The following is a 25,948-nucleotide window of genomic DNA, read 5'->3' as shown; positions in this document are numbered from 1 at the left end:
TTACTGAGCTTGGCTACTGCTTGCTTGACTGTCTGCTTTCTTGTAATCAGCCAAAAAGGATTCAACACTGTCAGCTAATTTCTCATCCGAAGTTGTCACATCAGTAGTTGAGACGGTTCCTGTCTCAGCGAGACTACCATCTGCCTGTAAACTCTGTTGAGCGGTACGGTAGATATAGGCTCCATCTTTCTTCTGCAATTGAGGCTTAGCTGGGTATTGCTGAATGGTAATAGCAGATTCTGTCAGACTTGAGTAGGTCTTCTTCTTATAGGCAGCAACTGTTAAAAATTCTAGCTTGACCTCACGAGTGGTCAGAAGATAGTAATCATCTCCAGATTTCTTATAGGTACCTTCGCCCATCCAGATTGTTGGGTAGATGTCATCTGTCTCTGCTTCTTCACGCGCCTCATCCAGATAATCTTGGTCGTAATTCTCAGCATAATAATAAACAAAGTGGCTCTCGTCAACCAGCTTAAAGTCCTGATCAATATCGTAAACCTTGCCAATCTCAATCTTTGAAACCGATTCAAAACTGAAATCATCAAAATCCTGGGCCGTTTCAACCAAGCCCCAATCATCTTCGACAAAGTAAGCATCATAAAAGAAATAACCGGCACCTGCTGCTACAAGCAGGAAAACCGTAGCCAAGGCAATCAAGCCCTTTTTTCTTTTTAATTTTTTCATTTACGATACCCCTCAATCATCTTCTTAAAGGAATTGGCACTAGATTTGACTAGACTTGCTGCACTCTTACCTTTTTGAGAATAGTAACCTTCTTTGTTATAGTAGGAATTTGCCCACTGCAACTTATCCGATTCTTGCCAAGAATACTTCAATTTATTAGGAGACTTGTAGGTATAGGTCTGACGATTTGCTTCGATACGGAAGGTCGGATCATTAGGTCCAACTGGTTTCACATCTAGTCTAATATGAGCGGCATCATTGGCAGAAGCATAGTTAAAGCTTGCACCATTGATAATTCCCGTCTCTGAAGCACCCTCAGGATCAACCTCATTCAAAAACTCACCTTGACTGTTGAGGATAAACTCAGTGTGAAAATCCATCACAATCTTGATATTGGTAGACATGGTATAGTTGGGATAGACGACAACTCCATCTCCAAACTGACCAAGTTGAACGGAAACCTTATTGTGCAGACGAGAGGATTCACCCAAATCATAGGTGACATCATAGTCGTAACCATCGATACCAAGTGCCTCGCTGACACTATTTTTCTCATCCTTGGTTGCCAAATAGCGTGCCAAAGCCTGCTTGTCTGTCTCTCCATCCTTACCATAGTTTGTCCTGACCCACTGAGCCTGCTGGGCAGAGATGACATAACGAAATTGATGAGTCATACGAGCCAGACTAGTCTTTTTAGAAAGACTACGCTTGGGAAAGGCCTTTTTGACTACCTCTGAGAAACTATCCCAAAAATCGCTAGCTGGCTCCAAATCATCTGAAAAACTTGCAACCAAACGTGCCGTCTCTTGATTATCACCTGAAAGATTATTAGGCAAAGCCATATTTTGATAGGAGACTGTCAGCAATTGCTGAGCTTCTTTCTCACCAAGTACCTGATAGACTTGGGCATACCACATATTTTGAAAGCTACTACTACCGAAACGCTTGGTCTGACTGAGCTGATCTGATAAATCCTTTTGCAGGCTTGCCAGGTCACCTTTTTTTGAAAGCCCATCGATAAAACCATCTGCGATAGAAATATAAGACCAACCATCTTGAGAAAGAGATTGACTAGCCGCTTCAAGTTGACTCTTGAGACTATCCTTATCGCTGTCTGATAGAGCCTTTGGCAAGAGCTTGAGATGACTGGCGATTGCCTTAATAACCAATTCTTGATTATCTGTTACTTTCAATGTCACAGATTGATCCGCATTAATTGTGTCCGCCCCTTCTAGAGCGAGCGAACTTGATGAACTTGTTGCATCCGTTGAGCTGCTGCTATCTTCGGCAAGACTGACTGTCAAGGGCAGGGCTAGCCCCAAAGCAAGACTTGTCATCGCTCCAAAAATCACTTTTTTCTTCATAAAAATATTTTAACATAAGCGCAAAGCTCTGAAAACAGTCAAGCTCAAACGATATAGAGAACAATTCAAGCCTCAGTTTTTTGTCTCACAAAAATCAGACTAAAAAGAGGCTAAAAACTTACCTTTTAGCCTCACATCTTATTTATCAATCCTATTCTTGACTGCCGCCAGCATTTGCATAGACTGCCTCCCACATGTCGCTTGTGATTTGGTACTTATCATAGATGGCATCAACAGATTTTTGAGCTGCGTCATACTGGTTTTGAAGGTCAGTCACCGCTGTGTCAAAAGCTGATAATTGGCTAGCATACTGCTGGTCCAAGGCAGCAGCTTCATTGACATCTGCAACCAGCGCTGCTTTTTCAGTATCAGTCAAAACTGTTGAAGCATTGATTTCTGCTATAAGCTTTTGATTGGCGGTCTCGCTTGATGTATCAGTGTCCTCTTGGTCCTCTGAGACATTTTCATTGGCGTCAGACTCATCTTCTGCATTGTAGAATTTTTCCCAAGTGCTTTCATTGTCCGCATAGACCGCTTCTTCAGCTTTATAGTAATCGCCCAGCTGGCTGTCTTCTAGGTTCTGAATCTGTTTATCCAGATCGTCTAGTTGACTATCGTACTGCGCAGCTTCATTGACAGCATTGGTAAAGGCTGTCTTTTGGTCATCTGTCAATGAGCTCTTAGGAATCAAGCTCAGAAGTTCTTGACACTCTTGAGCGTGAGTCCATTCAGATTCTGTGCTTGTGCTGTCTTGGCTTGACTGACTTGTCTGGCTAACTTGACTGCTTTGACTGGTAGCTGTGGTCTGTTCTGCTGAGACAAAGTGGCTGACACCAACTGCCATGGATAAACCAAGTGCTCCGAGTACTAGGGCTGATTTCAGCGAAATTGCTTTTGTTTTCATGTGAGTAACCTCTTGCATCGACCTTGCGATGCCCTTTCTCTTTATGCTACTAGTATAGCGCAGCCATTTTTCAAAAGCTCGGTCATTCAAGGGTAAAGCTGTGGCAAGTATCCGATCATTTTTGTGGCAAATTTAGGACTTTTTAACCGCCCTGCAAAATTGCTGGCGCTGACGTTTGAGTTGCTTAGCCAGAGACTGCTGATTTTGACTAAAACTGCCAGTCTTGGCATAGAGACCGTCATGCGGTTGTGGTCTAAACAAGGGACGTTGACCACTCGGAGATTTATAGGACCTAGCCAGTTTTTTCCTAAACTGCGGATCATGCTGGCTAATGGGAGCAACATCTAGCTGTGCATGTCTCCACCAACGACCATAGTTAAAGCTGGCGCCATTAACAATTCCAGCCAAGCGAAAAGTCTCTGTATCTACTTCATTGAGAAAATAGCCCTGACTAGATAGGATAAACTCCGTGTGATATCCCAGAATAATCTTGCTATTAAGCATGGCAATTCCATCAGGAAAAGAGGTATCCTTCTTATGACGTTTATTGTGCAAACGACCCAAATCCCAAGTCCAGAATCGCTTACCTTTCAGATAAAGAGCCAAAGCCTGCCAGTCGTTCATGTCATCTTTTCTATAATGACGACGAACATAGTCCGCCTGCTGACTCGAAATTACATAGCGTAGCTGATGAATCTTACGCTCTAAGGAGCCTGGCTGAGCCAAAGTTAGACCAGGAAAAGCAAGATTGACCAGATCCGCCAACTGTCTAAAAAAGGGATTATGAGGTGCCAGGTCACTTGAAAACCTAGCAACCAGCTTCTTATTCTCAGCCAAGTCACCCGATAAATCCTTGGGCATTCCAATCAGATCAAGAAAATCTTTCAAGAGAATTCTAGCAGACTGACTAGACTTGACTGACTTTCTCCTCAACCAAAATTGACTAAATTCTTTATCACCTATTAACATGCCCCTATTATAGCATAGCCTATCTAAAATCTCTTTTTGATGACTATTTTATGATAAACAAAAAGACAACCAGCTTAGATTAGCTAGTTGTCTCAGACTGTAGATAAACCTAACTTTTCAACGGAATTGGACACAAAAGCTCTGCTTGTTTAAAATAAATGACCGATTTCATGCGAGCGGGAGTGCTAAGACAGTCTGGGGATAGACTGTTTGAGGTTGGAAATAGAGAAAGCGAAGCTTTCATCAAGACAGTCTGGGAGACTGTCTTAGGCATTTACCTGATACTTCCGCCGTGATGAAAGTATAAGAAATGCCTATATAAAAATATTTCTTATACTCGGAATGTTTGAGAGTGAGACAGTCCAGTGGACTGTCTCAGGTCTGAGCTTTGAAACTGGAAGGCGAAGAGGCTCAAATGGAATTCCACTGATTCCTGAAATCATCCACTGGATAATTTCACCTACCGTCCGACATCACTTAAGGAAAGTATCGGAAAAAGACTTTGTCTTAAAAATAATTATAAAACTTCTTAATCTTCTACACGTGATTTGCGTGCGATGTCAGCTTGGATATCTGAGATGAAGTCGTTGAGGGCTTTTGTCTCAGTAGCCTTGCTTCCGTAGCGACGGATGTTAACTGCTTTTTCTTCCATCTCTTTATCACCAACGATCAATTGATATGGAATTTTTTGTGTTTGAGCCGCACGAATCTTGTACTGCATTTTTTCGTTACGGTCATCAACTTCGGCACGGATACCACGATCTTTAAGGGCTTTAGCCACTTCCCAAGCGTAGTCGATGTGAGCTTCGTTTGAGATTGGGATAACAGACACTTGTTGTGGTGCCAACCATGTTGGGAATGCTCCCTTGTAGTTTTCAATCAAGATAGCTGTGAAGCGTTCCATTGTTGAGATAACACCACGGTGAATCATAACAGGACGGTGTTCTTCACCATCAGCACCGATGTATTTGAGATCAAAACGCTCTGGAAGAAGGAAGTCAAGCTGAATTGTTGATAAGGTTTCTTCATTCCCAAGGGCAGTTTTCACTTGGATGTCAAGTTTTGGACCGTAGAAGGCTGCTTCGCCTTCAGCTTCAAAGTAATCTACACCCATTTCATCAAGGGCAGCTTTAAGCATGCTTTGAGCGTTTTCCCACATTTCATCGTTGTCATAGTATTTTTCCTTGTCTTCAGGATCACGGTATGACAAACGGAAACGGTAGTCATTAAGATTGAAGTCACCGTAAACATCGATAATCAATTGAAGCGCACGTTGGAATTCTTCTTGAATTTGCTCTGGTGTGACAAAGATGTGACCATCATTGAGTGACATTTCACGTACACGTTGAAGACCTGTAAGGGCACCTGATTTTTCATAACGGTGCATCATACCGATTTCAGCGATACGGATTGGCAATTCACGGTATGAGTGAACATGGTGTTTGAAAACTTGGATGTGGTGTGGACAGTTCATTGGACGAAGAACGAACTCTTCACCATCACCCATATCCATAGTTGGGAACATGTCTTCAGAATAGTGCTCCCAGTGACCTGATGTCTTGTAAAGTTCAACAGAGGCTACTGGTGGTGTATAAACGTGTTGGTAACCTGATGCCAACTCTTTATCAACAATGTAGCGTTCCAATTCACGACGAATTGTCGCACCATTTGGCAACCAGAATGGCAAACCTTGACCAACTTCTTGTGAAATCATAAAGAGGTCAAGCTCTTTACCAAGTTTACGGTGGTCACGTTCTTTAGCTTCCTCACGACGTTGGATGTAAGCTTTAAGGTCTTTTTTGTCAAACCAAGCTGTACCATAGACACGTTGCATCATAGCGTTATCGCTATTTCCACGCCAGTAAGCACCAGCCACATTGAGCAATTGGAAGACTTGGATACGACCAGTTGATGGCACGTGTGGGCCACGGCAAAGGTCAACGTATTCACCCTGACGGTAGATAGTAAGTCCACCTTCATCTTCTGAGTGCTCTTCGATCAATTCAAGTTTGTAAGGATCGTTTTTGAAAATCTCACGTGCTTCATCTTTAGATACTTCCTCACGAATTGAAGGGAAGTTTTCTTTAACGATTTTCTTCATTTCTTCTTCGATACGTGGCAGATCTTCGTTAGAAATTTGCCCTGCTTCATTGTCAGTATCATAGTAGAAACCATCTTCGATCGCTGGACCAACTCCCAAGTGGATGTCTGGGAAAAGGCGGCGCGCAGCTTGTGCAAAAAGGTGAGCAGCTGAGTGACGAAGCACAGGAAGAGCATCCTCATGGTCAGGTGTCACGATTTCGATGCTACCATCTTCAGTCAAAGCACGAGTTGTGTCAACCAATTTACCATTGAATTTACCTGCCAAAGCTTTCTTAGCAAGCGATTTGCTGATAGATTCAGCAACTTCAAAAGTTGTTACGCCATTCTCAAATTCACGAACAGCGCCATCTGGGAAAGTAATGTTAATCATATTAAGATACCAAGTCCTACTGGAAAACTACTGGAAAATCGATAAAATAGATTCATCTTTTTTCTGAGTTTTCAAGACAGATTAGTTCCTTTCTATATTATTTTTCTTTTTTAATAGCAGAACCAAGCAGACTACCAGCAACAATACCGATGCCGAGCCAAGAATAACCAAACCAGACACCCCACAGAGATAAAAGAATGCCTGCGACCAGACCAATCATCAAACCTTCAAGTAAAAATGTTTCGCGAGATTTTTTATTATTTGCCATCTTGTTTATCCTAACTTTTAGTCATAAAAAAATTGCGACTGTCCTCAAGGACGTCGCAACGTGGTTCCACCTTTATTTATCCACAACAAAAAAAGTTGCAGACCTCTACTGGCTATATCGTGGCCACCGTTTTATGTTTTCATAAAAACAAGGAAGGAGTATTTTCGGATAGGTTTACGTCTTTGCAGCAACCAGACGCTCTCTGAAAAACCTGACACCTCAAACATGTCTTCGTTAAGTATTATAACACGATTTCTTAAATTTTCAAGCAGTCAATCGCTTTTTAATCGAAGAAATCTCTCAGGCTGTCAATCAAGCTCTTAGGTGTCTTGACCATACGAGCCGTCGTCTTAGCTGTGCCTCTGACCACACGAGACGGGGCACTCATGGTACGTCTTACAACCTTGATATGAGTATATTTTCGCTTACCATCTCTTGAAAATGGGCTGCGCTCAACCTTATATTCTTTAGAGATAATCAAATCCAGATAGAGCTCATAGACTGATTTTCCAAAATGATCAGCTGAAATGCTATAAAGCTTTTCGTCCAACTTAGCCTGATCCATTTGAGGCGTTGATTGGATAGCCTCAATGATAGCCTGAGACAGATTGTTCTCATCATAGTAAAGAGTCCCAAACATAACATCATCAATCAAGTCATCCAAATAAGGATTTCCATGTGCAATCACTGGAGTCCCACTTGCCAAACTCTCTGTATAAGTCAGCCCCTGGGTCTCGCTAGTTGAAGCAGAGATGAAGAAATCAGCCGCCTTGTAATAAAGTGCCGTCTCAGTCTGAGCAACCATTCCTGTAAAGATAACTGCATCTTGAATCCCAAGCTCCTTAGTCAGTTCTTCCAAATCAGGGCGATAAGGACCATCACCTACCACAACTAATTTGAGCTGAGGTTGGTTTTCTAAAACTGCTGGCAGAGACTTCAACACCGCCTGAATATTTTTCTCATAAGAAATGCGAGATAGACTCAAGAGCATAGTATCCGCATCAGCAATTCCCAGTTGAGAGCGCAGCTCTTTGACATCCTCATCGGTCAAATCAGGTCGTAAGTACTGGTCAAGCTCAATCCCTGTCGGAATGATACGCTTTTGAATAGCTACATCATAGCCATCCAGAATGTTTTGAACGATTCGACTCGGACAGATAACCGCATCATAATTGCGCAAGTAATCCTTAACGAAATACTTGACCATGCTAGGTTTAATCAAACGCCCCTTGGCGATATAATGCACATAGTCTTCATAATGAGTGTGGTAGGTATGAACGATAGGAATCCCCAACTCACGCGCAATCATATAGCCGAAACTCCCCATAACAAACTCTGTATGGGTATGGATAATATCCAAATCGTGTTCCTTAGCAATCTGATAAGCTGTATTAAGCCCAGAGTAGACCATACGACGATCGGTAAAAGCGATAAATGGAACACTAGGCAGACGAACAATGGTTGGATCATCATCTACCTTGATATTCTTTTCAGTAGCCGTAAAAATATAGACATCATGCCCAGCTTTTTCGAGTTCCTCCTTCAAGGTACGAATACTAGTCGCAACCCCAGAAACTTGTGGAAAATATGTGTCTGTAAAAAAGCCGATTTTCATCCTAATCCTCCATCACTTTCTGATAGACATCAGCCAATTGCTGAGCAACTAATTCAATTCGGCGGCTCTGAGCAACTGCATAGCCAGCATCTTCTTTTTGACTCTGACCAGACAGAACCTTACGAAGAGCAGAGACAAAACCTGGAACATCAGAAGCAAACTCGACCGCATCCTGACCGATCCATCCCTCATAAACAGGAATATCACGAAGAACCAGGTGTTGATGACTGGCAAGCGCTTCAAGGACAACAATCCCTTCCGTTTCTTCCAAACTTGGGAAGAAAAAGGCGTCCGCTCCGCTCATTGCTCCCTCGTAGATATCTCCCTTAATATAACCTGGGAAAATTACATTTGAAGGGTGATTTTTCTCAACCAAACGGCGAATCTTAGCTGGGATAAGCATCTTGTTGATTTGCCCAAACCAGATAAAGGTCACATCGGGCATGCTTTCTGCTACCTTAACAAAATCCTCAATTCCCTTACGCTTAAAATAAAGACCAGCTGAAATAACCACTTTCTGACCTTCTTTTAGCTGAAAATATTCTCTAAAAGCCTCTTCCTTAGTCTTATCAGGCACATACTTAGCCAAATCAATCCCATTTGACACAGGGTAGATAGGACAGGTAATCCCATAAGATTGGATCAACGATTTTGAATATTCTGTCGGTGTGATAATCGCATCCGCTGCACGATAAAAATGCATCAGATACCACTTAAATAGTGGCGCAATCTGATTTGATAAAATAAAAGAATTTCTAAAATCTTCTTTGGTTGAATGGCCGTGCATGATAACCTTTTTACCTGAACGCTTGGCAGTTTTCAAAAGATGCCAACTCATCAGACCGTAAGTATTGATATGGACAAGGTCATAATCATCATGTTCATCAGTCGTATAAGGAATTCCTTGAGACTCAAGCGCCCTTTGCTGGTGCTTGATTGCTCGACCGATTCCTGACTTACTGATAGCCTTTTCACCTTCTAAGTACAGTAAAACTTTCATACCATTATTATAGCTCATTTGCTCCATTTTTTCACTTAAAATCTTATGAGAAGCATTCTTCTTGGAGTTTGTCATAACCCTTTTTTTCTATTTCAAATAAAAAAGTGGAAGACTGACTCAGCACTTCCACTCTTAATTAGGACAAGGTTAAACCTGTCCCTAGCGACTAGAATCACGTTTAGTAATGCCGTGATTAAGGATGATTTCCTTATCTTCTAGTTCTTCTTTGTTCATGATTTTTGTCAACATACGCATGCTGACAGCTCCTAAGTCATAGATTGGTTGACTAATTGAGCTGAGGTTTGGACGTGTGTACTTGGTGATTGGTGAATCGTTACTTGTAATGATTTCAAAGTCTTCTGGTACTGATTTACCAGCTGCAAAGAGACCATTCAAGAGACCTGCTGCCAATTCATCCTCAGCTACATAAGCTGCTGTCGCTCCTGAATTAAGGACACGCTCTGCCAAGTCAAAACCGTCTTGATAACGGTAATTAGCTTCAAAAACCAAACCTTCGTTGAATGGCAAACCACTTGCTGTTAGACCATCCTTAAAGCCGTTTAGGCGAAGCTTACCATTGATATCATCGATTAGCGGACCTGATACAAAGGCGATTTTTTCATGTCTTTGAGACAGCTCGCCAATAACATCAGAAACAGCCTGTGCATAGTCAATATTGACACTTGGAAGTTGGTGCTCAAGGTCAACTGTACCTGCAAGAACAACTGGTGTGCGTGAACGCGAAAACTCAGCACGAATCTTTTCAGTCAAGTGGTGACCCATGAAGATAATACCATCAACCTGCTTAGCAAATAGGGTGTTAACCACTCCCACTTCCTTATCGTCATCCTCATCACTTGAAGCTAAAACAATATTGTACTTGTACATAGCAGCGATATCATCGATACCCTTAGCTAAAATTGAAAAATAGCTGTTAGCAATATTTGGGATGACCACTCCGACGGTAGTTGTTTTCTTACTTGCCAAACCACGAGCTACGGCATTTGGTCGATAGTCAAGTCGATCAATCACTTCAAGAACCTTTTTACGAGTATTTTCCTTGACGTTTTTATTGCCATTTACGACACGGCTAACGGTAGCCATTGACACACCAGCCTCACGGGCAACGTCATAAATAGTAATCGTATCATCGGTATTCATTCTTATTATCATCCTTTCTTTTGTAAATTACGCTTTCAAATATATTTTACCATTAAGTGAAAACACTTTCAAGTAAATAGCTGTGCTTAAAGGAAAAAATGAAAGGGATTTCTGATAATAATCTGCTATTTTAAAGTAGTTTTTACAGAATTTCCGACCAAAATCTCAAGGACCTTCTATGAATATTCCTATCTGATAAAAAAATCTCTTACAAGACCGATAAGTATTTTAGCAACAGTCGGATTTTCAAAATGCTTACATTTTTTCAGAAAAACGAAAGAAAACAATAAATCACTTCCTATCCAATCTATTTCTTCTTGCAATTTAGATTATTTTTTGAAAAAATAGAGGTAATAGATGTAGGAAAGGAATTACTTCATGACTAAACTCGCCCATATTCGTCACTTTTTATCTGAAAAAGGCTCAAACATCGCTATCCTATCTGATCCCGTAACCGTCAACTACCTGACAGGTTTCTACTGTGATCCACATGAACGTCAGATGTTTCTCTTCGTCTATCAGGATGCTGAACCCATTCTCTTTGTTCCTGCCTTGGAGGTCGCACGCGCCCAAGCACAGCTTGATTTCCCTGTCTTTGGCTACGTGGATTCTGAAAATCCTTGGCAAAAAATCACTAGTGTCCTACCTTCACTCGATAGTCCAGTCGTTTTTGCTGAATTTAACAACCTCAATGTTACAAAATTCCAAGGACTACAAACTGTTTTTTCAGGTCGCTTTGACAATCTAACACCTCTTATCGAAACCATGCGTGTTATCAAGTCTCAAGACGAAATCGAGAAGATGCTAATTGCTGGAAAATGGGCTGATGTCGCTGTTCAAATCGGCTTTGACAATATCAAAAAAGGCAATACCGAGACTGACATTATTGCTCAGATTGAGTTTGAACTCAAAAAACAGGGAATTAATCAGATGTCCTTTGACACCATGGTCCTAACTGGGAATAACGCTGCCAATCCGCACGGTATTCCCGGAACAAATCCTATTGAGGACAATGCTCTGCTACTTTTTGACCTCGGTGTTGTCTACGACGGCTACACCAGCGACATGACTCGTACGGTTGCTGTCGGTCAACCGACACAATTCCAAAAAGACATTTACCAGCTCTGCCTTGAAGCACAATTAACTGCTCAAGACTTTATCAAACCTGGAGTCACTGCCAGCCAAGTCGATGCAGCTGCTCGTCAAGTTATCGAAAAAGCTGGCTACGGTGAGTATTTCAACCACCGTCTGGGACACGGTCTTGGTATGGATGTTCACGAATTTCCTTCTATCATGGAGGGCAATGACCTTGTCATCCAAGAAGGCATGTGCTTCTCAGTCGAGCCTGGTATTTATATTCCCGGCAAGGTCGGTGTCCGTATCGAAGACTGCGGTTATGTGACTAAGTCTGGCTTTGAAGTCTTTACCCAAACTCCAAAAGAACTTCAATATTTCTCATTGGATTAATGGGCTGAGCTGATGACATCATTAAAAAGAGATCGATTCTGTGGCGACTGTGGGCAGGAACTGGTAGAAAAGGAACTAGAAGGCGAAGGTCTTGTCCCTTTCTGTCCAAACTGTCAGAGCTTCCGCTTTCCAATGTTTAGCTCTGCCCTCTTAGACTACCTAAATAAGTAAAAAAGTTTGGAAAACTCTTTTCCAAACTTTTTTACTGGCTTTTCGTCAGATTGATTACTATCCTTCTCTTTTCAATAATTCTTGGTGTTTCTTAAGATACTGCTTACCATACCATTCTTCAAGTGATTTTCCTTCCCACTCTCGGTACTCTTCAGAGTATTTCCACTTATAGTAGGCGTTTAAGTAACTAGGAAATTCCATAAAGATAATAAATGCTGCTACTAAAATATTTAATAACGCCCACATTAACGTAATACCAATTCCGTTTATTGATGTGGATACATCTGATAAATATCCTCCTCTAAAAAACTTAAAATGGACTACAATCCCTAGGATAGGTGTTCCGTATTTCAATAATAATTTAATGACATAATCAAATAAAGATGTAGTGACATTCGAATGATATAAATGCTTCTTTACATTTACCGACTAACCACAAAATAAAAATTATTCCTATAATTAGCATCACTCTTTGTCCTTTATCAGATGAGTCTGACTTATACCTTTCATCTTTTATAAACATTAAATTCAAAAGATTTCGAATTCTATTTCTAAAAATAATATAGATAAAATAAAAATTTATCGCTAAAAAAGAAAGAGTTCCAAATAGTCCTAAGCTTGCTGAAAAACCTGTTAAACAAAATAAGTTCCATTCTATTAATAACCATAAAAAATATGTCACAAATAAATGAAATTGACCTCTATAGATCAAAATAAATTTTTGACTAAATCTTTTTCCCATGATGATTAGAAATAACCAAGTACACCCCAAAAGCAAAAATATCCAATAGGGTAGAAAGTTATATGTACTTTGCTTTAAAAATGAACTATCGAAATGACTATAGATATAATAACTAGCCTTGTAAAAAATCCAATTAGGTCCGAATGTAAAAAAGATTGTCAGTAGAGTAAGCCAGATATATGACTTTAAAGTACCTCTATATTTTTCTTTTTCCTCTGTCTCTGCTAAATTTCTTTCGATAAAACCATTTGATACGGTATCATCTCTTAAATTTAAACTCTCTTCAAAGCTTGCTTGAAATAGCTTTTTCATACTAGTCCTCGTAATCTATTTACCATTCTTCAATTGATAGGCTGCACCGATAAGATTGGCGCCATTTTTGTGTTGGCAGATGGCGATTGCTGGTCGGTTGACAACTTTGAAAAAGAGTGGCTGCTCTGCTTCCAGTTTGGTAATTTGTCTTTCTAGTTCTTCAAGTAGGATTGGTTGACTAGAAATTCCTCCACCAAGAACTACCTTACCTAGGTCTAAAATCGCCTGAACGTTATTGATATAGATTGCTAAATAGCGACAGTATTGTTCAAAAATTGGATAGACGCGAGAGTCTCTTTTATTGATATAGTCAAAGACTTGTCTGCCGTCCGTTTCATCTTCAAGTTCCAGCACTGCTGAACAACGTCGGATCATACTGACAGCTGAGACATGGTTACCTGCAAACTCAAACTCCTCCAGCTCAGCATTTTTGGGAGGAACCATAAAAGTCAGCTCGCCCGCTTGAAAGTTAGATCCTTGATAAATCTGACCATTCAGAATAATGCCACCGCCAAGACCTGATCCCAGGACCATGGCAAGGCCGTTTTGACAGCCTTTTAGCTGTCCAGTCGCATACTCGGCAAGCGCCGCCGCCTTGCCATCGTTAATGGCAGAAGCTGGAAGCCCATACTGCTCAGTCACAAAAGCACGATAGGCAAAGCCATCTAAGAAATTCAGGAGACCTCCCTTGTAGAGAATGCCATTTTCATCATCTACTGTCCCTGGAAATGAGAAAGCGAGACCTGAAATCTTTCCTAGATGAGGTGTCACAATCTGGTCAATCAAACTTAGACAGCTTTCCATGTTCTTGGGAGAAGGCAGAGCTTCAAAAACTTGCACCAAATCAAACTCTTCTGAAACCAATGCAGACTTCACCTGTGTACCACCAAAATCGAGCGCTAAAATCATTTCTTGTCTCCTTTTCATCCATTCTACTCCTTACTATGGAAAATATAATCTCCACATTCAAAAAAGAAACTGAGGTTTGCAGTTACCTTAAGATTTAATGAAATTACCACATTGCACCTGTTTCTTGCTTGCGCATTAGACTTGTCTCCTTTTCAGAATAGGTCATCTGTAACTCTACTTTATTTTCCTCATCATCAAAAGTTTTTCCATAAGTCAATATAATATAAATATAGTCCCCCGTAGCTAATAGTTGCACATTTGAAGGTTTTCCAAATAATTGATAGATCTCAGAAAGTGATGTCCCATCCTCCAACGTGTCATACTTTTCCTTCGTCCACTGATTTTTATAATTTTCACGACTCGCTACCGTAACAAGCTCACTACTATAATTTTTAACTGTGAGCATTTTATCGTATAAACGAAATTTTCCGTTAACATATTTAAAAGAAAAACTTCCATAATCATAAATATTATCAGTTACATAATCTAGAACAATTCTATTCGTATTAGCAAAATCTTCCAACGGTTGACCTCCATATGGTGAACCATATTTTTTAATAAAGTTTTCCAAACTAATACCATCTTCTCCAGATTCATCTATCGTTAAACTAGCGTATTCATCAAGTGTCCAATGATGATTTGTATAAGTATGTTCCTTGGTAAGCTCTTCAATATAAGCAGTTAATTCTTCCTGCGAGTAATGTGACTGTGTTGTCTGTGATTGTGATGGCTGCTGAGATTGTGTTGTTTGCGACTGTGATGACTTCGAATTACTACTCATGTAATAAAAAGTACCTAAAAGAGTCAACACTACTAGAAAAATCACTCCCTTCATTCTCAATCGCAAAGAATTTGTTCTAGCTTCAACTTCTTGATTGATAAAACTTTCTTCCATATCCTGTGAAATGGAATCAAAACTATCCGATTTCTTCTTTCTTATCAACTTCTTTTTCATTTTCATTAAATGCTCCTCCGTACTTATTTTAACAAATTAAACTTATTTTATAAATAGACTTTTCATGCCGGAAAATGATAGAATAACTTCTAAGGAGGTTTTCATGACACAATCAATTTCAAAAGAAGCGATTCGTACAGCTTACGACCGTCGTGTGGCTGTTCGAGTCTACAATGAGGAGACGATTTCCAAAGAGGATATGGAATTTATCCTTGATACTGCTTGGCTCAGCCCTTCTTCTGTTGGTCTAGAAGGCTGGCGCTTTGTCGTTCTTGACCGTAAGCATATTGAGGAGCTCCGCGATTCTCTAAAACCAGTCGCATGGGGTGCAGGTCCACAGCTCGACACTGCTAGTCACTTTGTCCTTCTGCTTGCTGCTAAAAATGCTCGCTATGATAGTCAAATTATCAAGGATAGTCTGCTTCGTCGTGGCATTACTGACGAAGATGTTCCTGCCCGTTTGGGTCTTTATAAGGACTTCCAAGAAAGAGATCAGAAGGTCGCTGACGACCCACGCGCACTCTTTGATTGGACTGCCAAACAAACCTACATCGCTATGGGGAATATGATGACCACTGCTGCTATGATTGGGATTGACAGCTGTCCTATTGAAGGATTCACCTACGATGCTGTTAATGACATTCTAGCTGACGCTGGTATTATCGATAGTGACAAAGAAGGAATCGCCAGCATGATTTCCTTTGGCTATCGTCTCAAAGATCCTAAACACCCACGTAGTCGTAAACCACGCCAAGAAGTGATTACTTGGCTAGATTAAGGAGTTATCATGAAATTTTTACACACATGCGTTCGCGTTCAAAATCTTGAAAAATCAATTCAGTTCTATCAAGAAGCCCTAGGCTTTAAGGAAGTTCGCCGCAGCGATTTTCCAGAAGCCAAGTTCACTTTGGTCTACCTCGCCTTTGAGGAAGACCCTAGCTACGAGCTTGAGCTGACCTATAACTACGATCACGAAGCCTATGATTTGGGAAATGGCTACGCTCACATTGCAGTTGGCGTTGAAGACCTTGAAGCTAGCCACCAAGCACACGAGGAAGCTGGTTACACTGTTACCAAACTAATGGGACTACCAGGTCGTGCACCAATGTACTACTTCATTACTGACCCAGATGGCTATAAAATCGAAGTTATTCGCTTGAAACAATTTTTGGGTGAGGAATAAAAATCAAAAGAGCTTTTTTCAAAGCTCTTTTTTCTATTCTGCTAATTTAGCACCATTTGATGAAATAATCTCTTTCATCCATTCGTACGATTTCTTAGGTGTTCGTTTGAGACTACCATTACCTTTATCATCCATATCCACGTAGATAAATCCATATCTTTTCTTCATTTCACCAGTTGATAGCGATACTAAATCAATAGGTGCCCACATGGTATAACCTAGACACTCTACCCCATCGAGATTGATAGCGTCAGCCATTGCTTGAAGATGTTTCTTCAAATAGTCGATACGGTAGTCATCCTCAACATAATCATTTTCATCAGCTACATCAACGGCACCCATACCATTTTCAACAATAAAAATTGGTTTCTGAATACGATCAAAGATGTCGTTCATCACATGACGTAGACCTAGTGGATCGACTGCCCAACCCCAAGGTGTTTCTTCCAAATATGGGTTTGGAGAGCCACCAACATTAAACCAGTCATCGCCTGCCTGTGTTGTATTTGAGCGATAGTAAGAAAATGAAATAAAATCAAGTTGTCCTTCTCGGAGAATTTCCTCGTCACCAGGTTCGAAAGCAATTCCACTAACCCCTCTATTTCTCCAAACTGATTTTGAATAACTTGGATAGTAACCGCGTCCCATAATATCAATAAAATACCAGTTTTCACGACGTTCTTGCATACGATGAAAAACATCCTCTGGCTTACATGTTCTAGCATAAAGTTCGCTCATGGCATACATAGCACCAAACTGACTATTAGGCATCAATTCGTGTCCCAATTTGACTGCCATAGCACTAGCTACAAACATATGATGATCTGCCTGATAACGCTCTTGACCACCTGATTGTCTTGTTCCCATTGGACCAAAACCTCGTACTGCGTTAATTTCATTAAAGGTCAACCAGTAGCGACAACGGTCTCCATATCGTTCAAAAAGAACTTTACAATATTTAACATAGGCATCAATGACTTTTCGTGATGACCAACCATCATACTTGAGAGCAAGTTGCATTGGCATTTCATCGTGACAAATGGTAATCAATGGCTCCATACCATACTTAGCCATCTCGTTGATGACATCATCATAGAATTGAAGCCCTGCTTCATTAGGTTCAAGTTCTTCTCCTGTTGGAAAAATACGTGACCAACAGATTGAGAAACGAAAAACATTGAAACCCATACCTGCCATCAATTTGATATCTTCCTTATAATGATGGTAAAAATCGACAGCTTTGTGACTTGGATAGTATTCATTCTCTAAAAAAATAGGTGTGGCATCACCAGGAACAGGGTCTGCATAAAAGAATGAACTTCTGGGATTGATAATACTTCCGTCAGAACGTTTCATAGTGTGATGTCTTGGATTTTCTTGCGAACCATCTGTTTCATAGTCATGTGACAAAATACCACGACCACCTTCTCCAAATCCACCTTCAAATTGGAAATCTGCTGTTGCTCCTCCCCACAAGAAGCCTTCTGGTAATTGATAAGTCATAATAGTCTCCTAATTCAATTCTTGTCCTTGTTTAACGCTACCACTTGTCTTAAGTTCAATTGTTTTATCATTTGGATTTGTGATGATAAGCATTGTGGTTGTGTCATAACCTTTTTGATGAATCTCTTCACGATTGATTCTGATAATTGGTTGTCCTGCACGTACAGTTTCTCCTGACTTGCAGAGCACATCAAATCCCTGACCATTAAGTTCTACGGTATTGATACCGATATGTACCAACATTTCCACACCATCTTTTCGAGTAATGCCAAAAGCATGTCCAGTTGGAAAGACAGTTGTCAATTCACCGTTTGATGGTGCTGTAATAAAGTCGCTTTCCAAGTCAAAGGCAACACCGTCACCCATTAGTTTTTGAGAGAAGACAGGATCATCTACCTTCTCCAATGGAACAAGATTAGCATCCGCAACAGCAACAATCACATCATCAGCGACAGTTATTTGAACAGGCTCAGTTACTTCTTGATTGCTTTCTTCAATTCCCAAAACATAGGCAACAATTGCGGAAACGACAATCGTAACAAGAATACCAACTGCTGCCGCCATAGCTGTTTTTCCAAAGATTGGAAGTGCAAGTGGATTTGAATACCCCATTACAAAAGCTCTCGCCCCCAAAAGTCCTGCTACAACACCACCTGCAAAACCACCTGCCATAACAGCCCACATTGGACGTTTTTATTTAAGGTTGACACCATAAATAGCTGGTTCAGAAACCCCTGCTACTAGGGCACCTACAGCAATAGAAAGGTATTCGCTACGTTTTAATTTGTCTTTGGTACGGGCACTAACACCTAGAACTGCACCGCCTTCTGCCATATTGTGCATTAAAAAGGCTGGGCGAAGTAATGAGTCATAACCAGGATCAACAAGGAGTTGAGGCATAAATGGTGTAATAGCTTGGTGCATACCTGTCATTACCATCCAAGGAAGGGCTGCAGCAAGTAAACCAACAGCTAATGGACCTACGGTACTATCTAGGAACATAAAGATTGAAGCTACAACTTGTCCAATATAATTACCTAGAGGACCAAGAATGAGATAACCTAAACTACCAGCAATGAAAATTGTTCCCATACCTACAAAGATAGCTTTGAAAATATTAGGAATTATCCTATTGAGATATTTCTCGCTATAATAAGCTACAACTGAAATCAAAAGGGCTGGTAACAATGAGGTTCCATATGAAATCGGATTGACAGTAATATTGAACAAATCAAAAGGATTACCGGATGCAACAAGTGTTGTATAGTTTGCATGCAAAAGAGCTGCGGCTGCTGCCATTGAATAAATTGGTGTTCCTCCAAGCTTTCTTGAAGCGCCATAGGCCACCCAAATCGGCATAAAATAGAATGGTGCATCTCCGATTGAAGAAAGTAATAGATAAGATGATGATGTCGCCCAGTCTTTTGAGATGAAGGTCGTAATCAAAATAAGAGCAACTTTCAGCATACCCCCAGCAATCAAGCCTGGAACCATCGGCGTTACAGAAGCTGATACAAATCCAATTAGCTTGGCAAAAGCATTCTTCCATGTTAGCTTTTCTTTAGATCCCACATCACCATCAAGATTCTCATCAATAGATCCTCCATCTTCAATTGGAAAATCTTTAAGAATTTGATCATAAGTTTGGACAAGATGCGGTCCCAAAATAACCATATATTGTCCACCAGCATAGACAACTCCTATTACTCCTTCCAAATTTTCAAGTGCTTCTTTATTAGCTTTAGAGACATCTTTCAAATTAAAACGTAATCTAGTCATACAGTGAGATAATATATTTACGTTTTCTACACCACCGATATTGGAAATAATATCATTTGATAGTTTTTTATAATCCATAGACTTTCTCCTTTTGATAATTTTACCAACACATTTTGTAAGTTTTTACAGTGCTATTTTAGTCCTTTTTGAAAACGTTGTCAATATTTTTATTAACTTTTGACAAAATTATCAATTCTTTATAAAATAACTGTATAAATCATAGTATTAGGAGATCAATATGAATATTCTAGAACGAATGATGCACAGTGAAAAACAATTCTCAAATTCAGAGAAAAAAGTCTATCATTTTTTAACGGAGAACCTCAGCAAAGTGGAAACCTATACCATCACTAAGGTTGCTAATGAAAGTCACACTTCTACTTCTGCTGTCCTAAGATTTTGTCAAACTCTTGGTTATAAAGGTTACAAGGACTTTCGGTTTGATGTCATCTCACATCTGCATAATTCTCCAGTTCTTGATAATCAGGATATTGTAAGTAAAATGACGAGTAATTTCTCAACAATTGTCAATCGTCTCAATACCTTAGAACGTGATAAGATTCAAAAACTCATTTTATCACTCAAAGAATCAAGTAGAATCCATCTCTTTGGTATTCACGCCTCGTCTTTGCCTGCTAGACAATTGTATTTTGGATTGCAAAATTTAGGAATTCCTAGTCATTTGGCTTGCGATCTTAACAGTGGAGCTCATCTGACAAATATTATTAATGAGGATGATTTACTAATTATGTTTTCAATCTCAGGTAATCTCGAGAATTTTAGAAGTAGCCTTAGCGAAATTGAAAATAATATGCCCAACGAGTCCTATTTAGTTACCCTAAGTCCGACAGCTAAATCAGGAAAATTCTTCTCAAATACTATTCTATTACCTGGTGCCTTGGAAGATAACCAATCAATCGTTGACCTTCAATCAATTCCTATGATGTTTGTCGAAATTCTCCTCAACATCCTCCATTCACAACTATAAGAAAAAAAAAGAGCCCAATCGGCTCTTTTTCAGGATGTAGACAAATCTAACTTTCAACGGAATTGGATGCAAAAGCTCTGCTTGTTTAAAATAAATTTTTCAATTTCATGCGAGCGTTAGCGAGCACCCAAAAGATACTTCCGCCGTGATGAAAGTGTAAGAAATGCTTTTATATAGGCATTTCTTACACTCGGAATATTTGAGACACTTGGCTCAAATATTAGTCATGGAATTCCGTAGGAAGTCGCTGACGTCCGACATCACTTAAGGAAAGTATCGAAAAAAAGACTTTGTCTTCAACGATAAAAAGAGCCTAGGCGGCTCTTTTTATCGTTGATTCATGCTTTTCATGACACGTTTGATGTCACGGTCTTGGTCACGGCGTTTGATGGATTCACGTTTGTCATAGTCATGTTTTCCTTTTGCCAGACCAATCAAGACCTTAGCGAAGCCATTTTTCAAATAAACCTTGAGAGGAATCAGAGTCATCCCTGTTCCTTTGAGTTCATTTTCCAGTTTGGCAATTTCACGTTTTTTGAGGAGAAGTTTGCGGGTGCGCTCTGGTTCTTGATTCCAGATATTACCCTGTTCGAATGGTGCAATGTGGACATTGACCAACCAAGCTTCACCGTTTTTGATTTGGGCATAGCCATCCTTGAGCTGAATACGGGCTGCACGGACAGACTTAATCTCCGTTCCTGTCAGCACGATACCAGCTTCGACGGTATCGACGATACTGTAATCATGTCTGGCCTTCTTATTCTGCGCCAGAAGATTTTCATCATGTTTAGGCATGGAAATCCTCCAATCCTATCTTGAGTTTTTCTTTTGTGAACGTTTTGCGGCATCTTTGTAGAAAGGTTTCTTCCCTTTCTTTCTAGAGTCATTTGACTGTCTGTCACCTGATGATTGTCTACGATCATTTTGGCGACGGTTAGAAGAATTCTTATCATTTCTACGATCTTGTCCACCACGGTCATTTCTGTCCTTACGGCGATTGTTATCACCACGGTTTCCTCGACCACCACGACGCTCTTTTTTATCCTTGTCATCTCGGCGAGCTCTGCCATTGCCACGAGGCTTACGAACTAAGGATTTATCGATTTTTTCAATGATATCAAAGTCACTTGGTAAGTATTCAAAGTCAATATCACCTGTTTCCTTGTCAGCACGAACAAGCTTGATTCGGATTGGCTGACCGACCTTGAAGACCTTGCCTGATTTTTCACCTTGAAGACTCATGGTGCGTTCGTTATAGTTGTAGAATTCTGGCAAGGTTGTGATGTGAATCAGACCTTCGATGGTATTTGGCAACTCGATAAACATACCGAATTTGACAACACTGGCAACAACTCCATCGAACTCCTCACCAACGTATTCTTCCATATACTCAGCCTTCTTCATAGCCTCAACCACACGTTCAGCATCGATAGCACGACGCTCGAGTGTTGATGATGAGGTTGCCAATTCTGGAATTACTTGTGCAAAGTGGTCCTGAGTCTCTTGAGAATTATTCTTAGTATACTCACGAATCATGCGATGCACCAAGAGGTCAGGATAACGACGGATTGGGCTCGTAAAGTGTGTATAATACTCTGCTGCCAAACCATAGTGACCATGATTATGCTCAGAATAGCGAGCCTGTTGCATTGAACGAAGCAACATCATGTTAAGCACTTCGCTGCCTGGTTGACCCTCGATCGTTGCCATGAAATCTTGAAGAGCAGACTGACTGAGCTTGTTGGCAGTTCCGTGAACCTGCACACCAAACAATGACGCATAATCGATGAACTTCTGCAATTTTTCAGCCTTTGGCTCCTCGTGGATACGGTAGATGAAAGGCATTTTATTTTTGGCAAAATGCTGAGCAACGCATTCATTGGCTGCAAGCATGAAGGACTCAATCATACGCTCAGCTGTTCCACGCTCACGTAGAACGATATCAACCGGCATCCCCTTGTCATTAACAATGATTTTAGCTTCCGCAGTATCAAAGTTAAGAGCCCCACGGCGTGTACGCATGCTCTCTAAAATCGAGTGCAGCTCTGCCATATTTCCAACAGCATCAACGATAGGAGCAAACTCTTTAAGAGCCTCTTCATCGCCAGCCAACATGTCATTGACACGTGAGTAAGTCATACGGAAGGTTGTATTGATAACAGACTGGCAGATTTGATAGTCAACCAAACGCCCCTTGTCGTCAATTTCCATAATTGCTGATTGCGTCAAGCGATCAACATTTGGATTCAGTGAACAGATACCATTTGACAGACGTTCTGGCAACATTGGTACCACACGGTCAGTCACATAGACAGATGTCCCACGGGCAACGGCCTCACGGTTAAGAGCAGAGCCTTCTGTTACGTAGTAAGAAACATCCGCAATGTGGACACCTAGTTCAAAGTTACCATTGTCTAGACGTTTGATATGCACAGCATCGTCCAAGTCCTTAGCGTCCGCACCGTCAATCGTGAAAGTCACTTCCTGACGAAGGTCAACACGCCCAATCAAATCCTCTGCTAATGGAGCATCTGGCACAGCATTTGCCTCTGCCATAACATCTTCAGGGAATTCTGAGACGATATCCATTGACTCAAGCACTTCGAGAACATCAATCCCGACATCGCCTTGGTGACCGATAATATCACGAACATTTCCGACAAAGTAATCGTGGTGACGGTTTGGATATTTTTCGATATCAACCTTGATAATCTCAGTACCATCAAGAAGAACAGGCTCTTTCTTGATGTAGATTTTTTGTTGAATCTTTTGATTTTTAGATTTGATGTAACCAGCGTATTTTGGTTTTTCATCATCTAGGATAAATTTGCCGACAACTGTTTTTAAGGCATGGTCAACAATGTCAACCACACGCGCTTCGGCTGCAGTTCCCTTAAGACGGTCTGCTGGTTTTTTGATAACAACTTCAACCGTGTCTCCATCAATTGCGTGACCAACATCCGTACGACCGATAAACATGTCATCTTCATTGTCATCCACGAAAAGGAAACCAAAACCGGCCTTATTAGCACGGAAGACACCTTGAACGGTGATCTGTTCCTTCTTCTCTCGAGCTGGTCTCAATGAAATTGTTCCATCATCTGAGAAGCGCAGCTCCTTCTTACTCTCCATTTGAGAGATTGTTTTAATCAATTTTGGAAAATGTTCACTCCCAGTCATATTGAGACTAGCAGCCAAGTCATTGACATTTGATTTACCATTTTCCTTTAAATAAGTAATAATTTGGTTTTTCATAATATGATACAAAGGGCGAAGACCTCAAAGTCAAAATAGGAAAACGACGCTGTATGCTTGCATACTAGGAGTTTTATCTTTTTGACACAGGGGGCAGCCCGTGTTCTAATCCTCTCTATGATACAAAGGGCGTTAAGCGGATAGTGAAAATGTGCTCCAACTGTCTAAGGAAGAGTTGGAGCTGGGAAATAGAGAAAGCAAAGCTTTAGCTTTCATCATAAGTCTCAAATCTCTGATGTCGTAAACTCATCAAACGCCTACGACACTGCTGGCAACGATAAGTCGCCAATAACTTGAGACAAGCTATCTGTTTCACACAGCCTTTAGCCCCTATTATAATCCTTTCTCAGATAGAAAGTTTCTATCTTTTTTCTACTGCTCATAGGCAGCATTAATAGTTATAAATATTAAATAGAATCGGTGCTCCGAGTCTGGCATGGTCTGACTGACTAGGCACTAAGACATTTCACTCTTCTTTTGTTCATCATAAAAAAAGAAGCCTGACACTATGGGTCAAAGCTACTTTAGTTACTTGATAAAATTGCAAGCACTAGGGCAATCGCTAACCAAAAGAAAACTAGAATTGCTGTAAAACGTTGCATAAAAGCCTCGAAACCACGAGCTTTTGTACGTTCAAAAAGTGCTTCTGAACCACTGCTATCAAAAACATTACTACTTGGATTTTTTTGAGGTTGCATGAAAATCGCAATCACCAACAAGACTGAAATCACAAGAAGAATTGTTAGTAGTAAGTTATACATGATTTTTCCTCCACATAAGTCACTAAAATTCTATCATAAAATCCCTTAAGATTCAACATGTAAGGTTACTTTTCTCTCTTTAGGGCAATATTTAGGCACTTCAATCTTATCTGGATGACTGGCCTTATTCTTGCTGGTCAGATAGTTTTTACTGCCACAGCTACTGCATTTTAAATTGATTTTTACTCTCACACGATATCCCTAACCTTTATAAAACGTCTAAAATTCAAGAAGCTCCAGACAAAATTACTAAAAACGATGGCGCTGGTCACAAAGAAGACCCAACGGTAACCCAGTCCTGTCGCCACGGCTGATCCGACAAAGGGACCTACAACCTGTCCGAGATAGCTAAACATTTGATTGTAGGAAAAGATTCGAGACAGACCTTCTTTGGGGCTGATTTTAGTCAATAGTGAATTAACACTAGGCATCAAGGCACCAGTTCCAAAGCCATAGAGAAAACGAAGTACTCCCAACTGCAAAGGTGTCTGTGCTAAACCACATAGGAAATACATGCTAAAGCTGTAAAATAGAGCTAATAGCAAGAGTCTGTGATTACCGATACGGTCTCCGATTTTTCCAAGTCGTGAACTCGATAGCATACTAGAAAATCCCATTGAGGAAACAATCAAACCTGAAATAAACATAAGATTCTCTGTTTCACCTAGGTGTCTAATATAAAGCGCTAAAATGGGTGACACTGACTGAGCGGAAATATAGATAATCATACTCGTCACAAAGAGACCAAGCAAGATTTGTCTATCTTTAACACGCGCAAAAACTTCACGCGTTGGCATGACATCTTTTCTCTCTACAGGTTCAAAGTCCTCTTTAACCATAAAAACAGTCATGATATTACAGATCAAAAGGAGAAATCCTACAAAAAGAAAGACATTTCGCATGCCCAGCCATTCAGCCAGACTACCGCCCAAGAGCGGTCCAATCAGATTTCCAGCAGTCAATCCCGTCGCCAGAGTTCCAAGTGCGTATCCCGATTTATCCTTGGGAGCTTGGCTAGCAATCAAGGCGGTCGCATTTGGCACATAGCCAGCAAAGAGACCATTCATCAGCCTGAGAAACAAAAGCCAGTAGACATTCGGTATAAAGGCTAGGCCTCCCATAGTAAAAGTCATTGCGAAGCTTGCCCTAACCATCATGGGTTTACGTCCGTAACGGTCGGCTAATTTTCCCCAAAGAGGAGAAACGAGGGCCGATGCTAAAGCGGAAATAGCTACAGCCAGTCCCGCTAAAAACTCAATCTGCCCCTTTGGCGCCCCCAGCTCCTCGACATAGAGAGCCATAAATGGCATAACAAGTGAAAAGCTTGCCCCGGTCAAAAAATTACCAAGCCAAGCTACACGTAAATTCTGTTTCCAGTTAATACTAGTGATAACGAGTCATCTTCTTTCCCATACAATATTCTTATATTATAGCATAAATCCAACATATTTTGACTGATTTCTTTTTGGAAATTGCAGGGCTGCT

The 25,948-nt window shown here is 40.6% G+C and carries 23 protein-coding genes and 1 pseudogene; 4 read left to right on the top strand and 20 right to left on the bottom strand.

Translation table 11 applies throughout. The annotated features are described in order from the left end of the window. The 9 genes from JOC28_RS03175 to ccpA all read right to left on the bottom strand — a co-directional run bounded on the left by JOC28_RS03175 (position 1) and on the right by ccpA (position 10,438). Positions 1-684 (bottom strand): hypothetical protein, encoded by a 684-nt coding sequence (locus JOC28_RS03175; protein WP_205009199.1) that lies wholly within the window; start codon positions 682-684, stop codon positions 1-3. Continuing rightward, entirely contained in the window at positions 681-2,048 is a 1,368-nt protein-coding gene (locus JOC28_RS03170) for a DUF3114 domain-containing protein (protein WP_205009198.1), read from the bottom strand. Before JOC28_RS03170 ends, JOC28_RS03175 begins: the two co-directional genes overlap by 4 nt. 151 nt (positions 2,049-2,199) lie before the next feature. Continuing rightward, the gene (locus JOC28_RS03165; RefSeq protein WP_205009197.1) at positions 2,200-2,952 is read right to left on the bottom strand and encodes a hypothetical protein; all 753 of its coding nucleotides are present in this window, start codon (positions 2,950-2,952) and stop codon (positions 2,200-2,202) included. 132 nt (positions 2,953-3,084) lie between these two features. Further along, complete coding sequence (locus tag JOC28_RS03160) at positions 3,085-3,921, bottom strand: DUF3114 domain-containing protein (RefSeq protein WP_205009196.1); 837 nt, start codon at positions 3,919-3,921, stop codon at positions 3,085-3,087. A gap of 529 nt (positions 3,922-4,450) precedes the next feature. Next, a complete protein-coding gene (gene thrS, locus JOC28_RS03155) occupies positions 4,451-6,394 on the bottom strand; it encodes a threonine--tRNA ligase (protein ID WP_205009195.1) in 1,944 nt (647 codons plus the stop codon). Positions 6,395-6,491: 97 nt separating this feature from the next. Beyond that, entirely contained in the window at positions 6,492-6,662 is a 171-nt protein-coding gene (locus JOC28_RS03150) for a hypothetical protein (RefSeq protein WP_205009194.1), read from the bottom strand. 283 nt (positions 6,663-6,945) lie between these two features. After that, complete coding sequence (locus JOC28_RS03145) at positions 6,946-8,277, bottom strand: glycosyltransferase family 4 protein (protein WP_205009193.1); 1,332 nt, start codon at positions 8,275-8,277, stop codon at positions 6,946-6,948. A 1-nt stretch (position 8,278) separates the two neighbouring features. Continuing rightward, the gene (locus JOC28_RS03140) at positions 8,279-9,277 is read right to left on the bottom strand and encodes an LTA glycolipid anchor biosynthesis glycosyltransferase, IagA/BgsA family (protein WP_205009192.1); all 999 of its coding nucleotides are present in this window, start codon (positions 9,275-9,277) and stop codon (positions 8,279-8,281) included. A 159-nt stretch (positions 9,278-9,436) separates the two neighbouring features. Then, positions 9,437-10,438: a catabolite control protein A gene (gene ccpA, locus JOC28_RS03135; RefSeq protein ID WP_205009191.1), complete on the bottom strand. Its 1,002-nt coding sequence runs from the start codon at positions 10,436-10,438 to the stop codon at positions 9,437-9,439. Positions 10,439-10,816: 378 nt separating this feature from the next. Here ccpA and JOC28_RS03130 point away from each other — a divergent pair, with 378 nt between their 5' ends. Then, on the top strand, positions 10,817-11,905 hold the full coding sequence (locus tag JOC28_RS03130) for a M24 family metallopeptidase (protein WP_205009190.1): 1,089 nt from the start codon (positions 10,817-10,819) through the stop codon (positions 11,903-11,905). A gap of 228 nt (positions 11,906-12,133) precedes the next feature. Here the strand turns inward: JOC28_RS03130 and JOC28_RS03125 are convergent, their stop codons facing one another. The 4 genes from JOC28_RS03125 to JOC28_RS03110 all read right to left on the bottom strand — a co-directional run bounded on the left by JOC28_RS03125 (position 12,134) and on the right by JOC28_RS03110 (position 15,000). Continuing rightward, positions 12,134-12,322: a hypothetical protein gene (locus JOC28_RS03125; protein ID WP_205009189.1), complete on the bottom strand. Its 189-nt coding sequence runs from the start codon at positions 12,320-12,322 to the stop codon at positions 12,134-12,136. A 127-nt stretch (positions 12,323-12,449) separates the two neighbouring features. Next, the gene (locus JOC28_RS03120) at positions 12,450-13,130 is read right to left on the bottom strand and encodes a hypothetical protein (RefSeq protein WP_205009188.1); all 681 of its coding nucleotides are present in this window, start codon (positions 13,128-13,130) and stop codon (positions 12,450-12,452) included. Between the two features lie 15 nt (positions 13,131-13,145). Beyond that, positions 13,146-14,057 carry an ROK family protein gene (locus tag JOC28_RS03115; RefSeq protein WP_239548835.1) on the bottom strand — a complete coding sequence of 304 codons (912 nt, stop codon included), beginning with the start codon at positions 14,055-14,057 and terminating at the stop codon, positions 13,146-13,148. Between the two features lie 85 nt (positions 14,058-14,142). Next, positions 14,143-15,000 (bottom strand): hypothetical protein, encoded by an 858-nt coding sequence (locus JOC28_RS03110; protein ID WP_205009187.1) that lies wholly within the window; start codon positions 14,998-15,000, stop codon positions 14,143-14,145. Between the two features lie 97 nt (positions 15,001-15,097). On the opposite strand from JOC28_RS03110, the gene JOC28_RS03105 reads away from it, so the two are divergent. Continuing rightward, the gene (locus JOC28_RS03105; protein ID WP_205009186.1) at positions 15,098-15,772 is read left to right on the top strand and encodes an NAD(P)H-dependent oxidoreductase; all 675 of its coding nucleotides are present in this window, start codon (positions 15,098-15,100) and stop codon (positions 15,770-15,772) included. Between the two features lie 9 nt (positions 15,773-15,781). After that, positions 15,782-16,177, top strand: coding sequence for a lactoylglutathione lyase (gene gloA / locus JOC28_RS03100; RefSeq protein ID WP_205009185.1), 396 nt, complete (start codon positions 15,782-15,784; stop codon positions 16,175-16,177). Positions 16,178-16,210: 33 nt separating this feature from the next. On the opposite strand, the gene JOC28_RS03095 is transcribed toward gloA, so the two are convergent. Further along, the gene (locus JOC28_RS03095) at positions 16,211-17,680 is read right to left on the bottom strand and encodes a glycoside hydrolase family 1 protein (protein ID WP_205009184.1); all 1,470 of its coding nucleotides are present in this window, start codon (positions 17,678-17,680) and stop codon (positions 16,211-16,213) included. 9 nt (positions 17,681-17,689) lie between these two features. After that, positions 17,690-19,537 (bottom strand): annotated as a pseudogene (locus tag JOC28_RS10870) (glucose PTS transporter subunit IIA). Between the two features lie 160 nt (positions 19,538-19,697). On the opposite strand from JOC28_RS10870, the gene JOC28_RS03085 reads away from it, so the two are divergent. Then, on the top strand, positions 19,698-20,447 hold the full coding sequence (locus JOC28_RS03085; RefSeq protein WP_205009183.1) for a MurR/RpiR family transcriptional regulator: 750 nt from the start codon (positions 19,698-19,700) through the stop codon (positions 20,445-20,447). Positions 20,448-20,774: 327 nt separating this feature from the next. Here the strand turns inward: JOC28_RS03085 and smpB are convergent, their stop codons facing one another. From smpB to JOC28_RS03060, 5 genes are all read right to left on the bottom strand, one after another. Continuing rightward, entirely contained in the window at positions 20,775-21,242 is a 468-nt protein-coding gene (smpB, locus tag JOC28_RS03080) for an SsrA-binding protein SmpB (protein WP_205009182.1), read from the bottom strand. Between the two features lie 15 nt (positions 21,243-21,257). After that, a complete protein-coding gene (rnr, locus tag JOC28_RS03075; RefSeq protein WP_205009181.1) occupies positions 21,258-23,702 on the bottom strand; it encodes a ribonuclease R in 2,445 nt (814 codons plus the stop codon). A gap of 524 nt (positions 23,703-24,226) precedes the next feature. Next, positions 24,227-24,463 (bottom strand): preprotein translocase subunit SecG, encoded by a 237-nt coding sequence (gene secG / locus JOC28_RS03070; protein ID WP_205009180.1) that lies wholly within the window; start codon positions 24,461-24,463, stop codon positions 24,227-24,229. A gap of 45 nt (positions 24,464-24,508) precedes the next feature. Then, positions 24,509-24,655, bottom strand: a complete 147-nt coding sequence (gene rpmG / locus JOC28_RS03065) for a 50S ribosomal protein L33 (RefSeq protein ID WP_205009179.1) — start codon at positions 24,653-24,655, stop codon at positions 24,509-24,511. Further along, positions 24,652-25,845: a multidrug efflux MFS transporter gene (locus JOC28_RS03060; protein WP_205009207.1), complete on the bottom strand. Its 1,194-nt coding sequence runs from the start codon at positions 25,843-25,845 to the stop codon at positions 24,652-24,654. Before JOC28_RS03060 ends, rpmG begins: the two co-directional genes overlap by 4 nt. Positions 25,846-25,948 lie beyond the last annotated feature (103 nt).

The organism is Streptococcus loxodontisalivarius, from assembly GCF_016908645.1.
Lineage (GTDB): Bacteria > Bacillota > Bacilli > Lactobacillales > Streptococcaceae > Streptococcus > Streptococcus loxodontisalivarius.
The sequence above is the reverse complement of the archived record's forward strand: the minus strand, read 5'-3'. Positions and strand labels throughout refer to the sequence as shown.

What these genes read in the sequence shown, in the direction of transcription:
- JOC28_RS03175 (WP_205009199.1), bottom strand. Translation starts at nt 684, where the DNA reads ATGAAAAAATTAAAAAGAAAAAAGGGCTTGATTGCCTTGGCTACGGTT.
- JOC28_RS03170 (WP_205009198.1), bottom strand. Translation starts at nt 2,048, where the DNA reads ATGAAGAAAAAAGTGATTTTTGGAGCGATGACAAGTCTTGCTTTGGGG.
- JOC28_RS03165 (WP_205009197.1), bottom strand. Translation starts at nt 2,952, where the DNA reads ATGAAAACAAAAGCAATTTCGCTGAAATCAGCCCTAGTACTCGGAGCA.
- JOC28_RS03160 (WP_205009196.1), bottom strand. Translation starts at nt 3,921, where the DNA reads ATGTTAATAGGTGATAAAGAATTTAGTCAATTTTGGTTGAGGAGAAAG.
- thrS (WP_205009195.1), bottom strand. Translation starts at nt 6,394, where the DNA reads ATGATTAACATTACTTTCCCAGATGGCGCTGTTCGTGAATTTGAGAAT.
- JOC28_RS03150 (WP_205009194.1), bottom strand. Translation starts at nt 6,662, where the DNA reads ATGGCAAATAATAAAAAATCTCGCGAAACATTTTTACTTGAAGGTTTG.
- JOC28_RS03145 (WP_205009193.1), bottom strand. Translation starts at nt 8,277, where the DNA reads ATGAAAATCGGCTTTTTTACAGACACATATTTTCCACAAGTTTCTGGG.
- JOC28_RS03140 (WP_205009192.1), bottom strand. Translation starts at nt 9,277, where the DNA reads ATGAAAGTTTTACTGTACTTAGAAGGTGAAAAGGCTATCAGTAAGTCA.
- ccpA (WP_205009191.1), bottom strand. Translation starts at nt 10,438, where the DNA reads ATGAATACCGATGATACGATTACTATTTATGACGTTGCCCGTGAGGCT.
- JOC28_RS03130 (WP_205009190.1), top strand. Translation starts at nt 10,817, where the DNA reads ATGACTAAACTCGCCCATATTCGTCACTTTTTATCTGAAAAAGGCTCA.
- JOC28_RS03125 (WP_205009189.1), bottom strand. Translation starts at nt 12,322, where the DNA reads ATGTGGGCGTTATTAAATATTTTAGTAGCAGCATTTATTATCTTTATG.
- JOC28_RS03120 (WP_205009188.1), bottom strand. Translation starts at nt 13,130, where the DNA reads ATGAAAAAGCTATTTCAAGCAAGCTTTGAAGAGAGTTTAAATTTAAGA.
- JOC28_RS03115 (WP_239548835.1), bottom strand. Translation starts at nt 14,057, where the DNA reads ATGAAAAGGAGACAAGAAATGATTTTAGCGCTCGATTTTGGTGGTACA.
- JOC28_RS03110 (WP_205009187.1), bottom strand. Translation starts at nt 15,000, where the DNA reads ATGAAAATGAAAAAGAAGTTGATAAGAAAGAAGAAATCGGATAGTTTT.
- JOC28_RS03105 (WP_205009186.1), top strand. Translation starts at nt 15,098, where the DNA reads ATGACACAATCAATTTCAAAAGAAGCGATTCGTACAGCTTACGACCGT.
- gloA (WP_205009185.1), top strand. Translation starts at nt 15,782, where the DNA reads ATGAAATTTTTACACACATGCGTTCGCGTTCAAAATCTTGAAAAATCA.
- JOC28_RS03095 (WP_205009184.1), bottom strand. Translation starts at nt 17,680, where the DNA reads ATGACTTATCAATTACCAGAAGGCTTCTTGTGGGGAGGAGCAACAGCA.
- JOC28_RS03085 (WP_205009183.1), top strand. Translation starts at nt 19,698, where the DNA reads ATGAATATTCTAGAACGAATGATGCACAGTGAAAAACAATTCTCAAAT.
- smpB (WP_205009182.1), bottom strand. Translation starts at nt 21,242, where the DNA reads ATGCCTAAACATGATGAAAATCTTCTGGCGCAGAATAAGAAGGCCAGA.
- rnr (WP_205009181.1), bottom strand. Translation starts at nt 23,702, where the DNA reads ATGAAAAACCAAATTATTACTTATTTAAAGGAAAATGGTAAATCAAAT.
- secG (WP_205009180.1), bottom strand. Translation starts at nt 24,463, where the DNA reads ATGTATAACTTACTACTAACAATTCTTCTTGTGATTTCAGTCTTGTTG.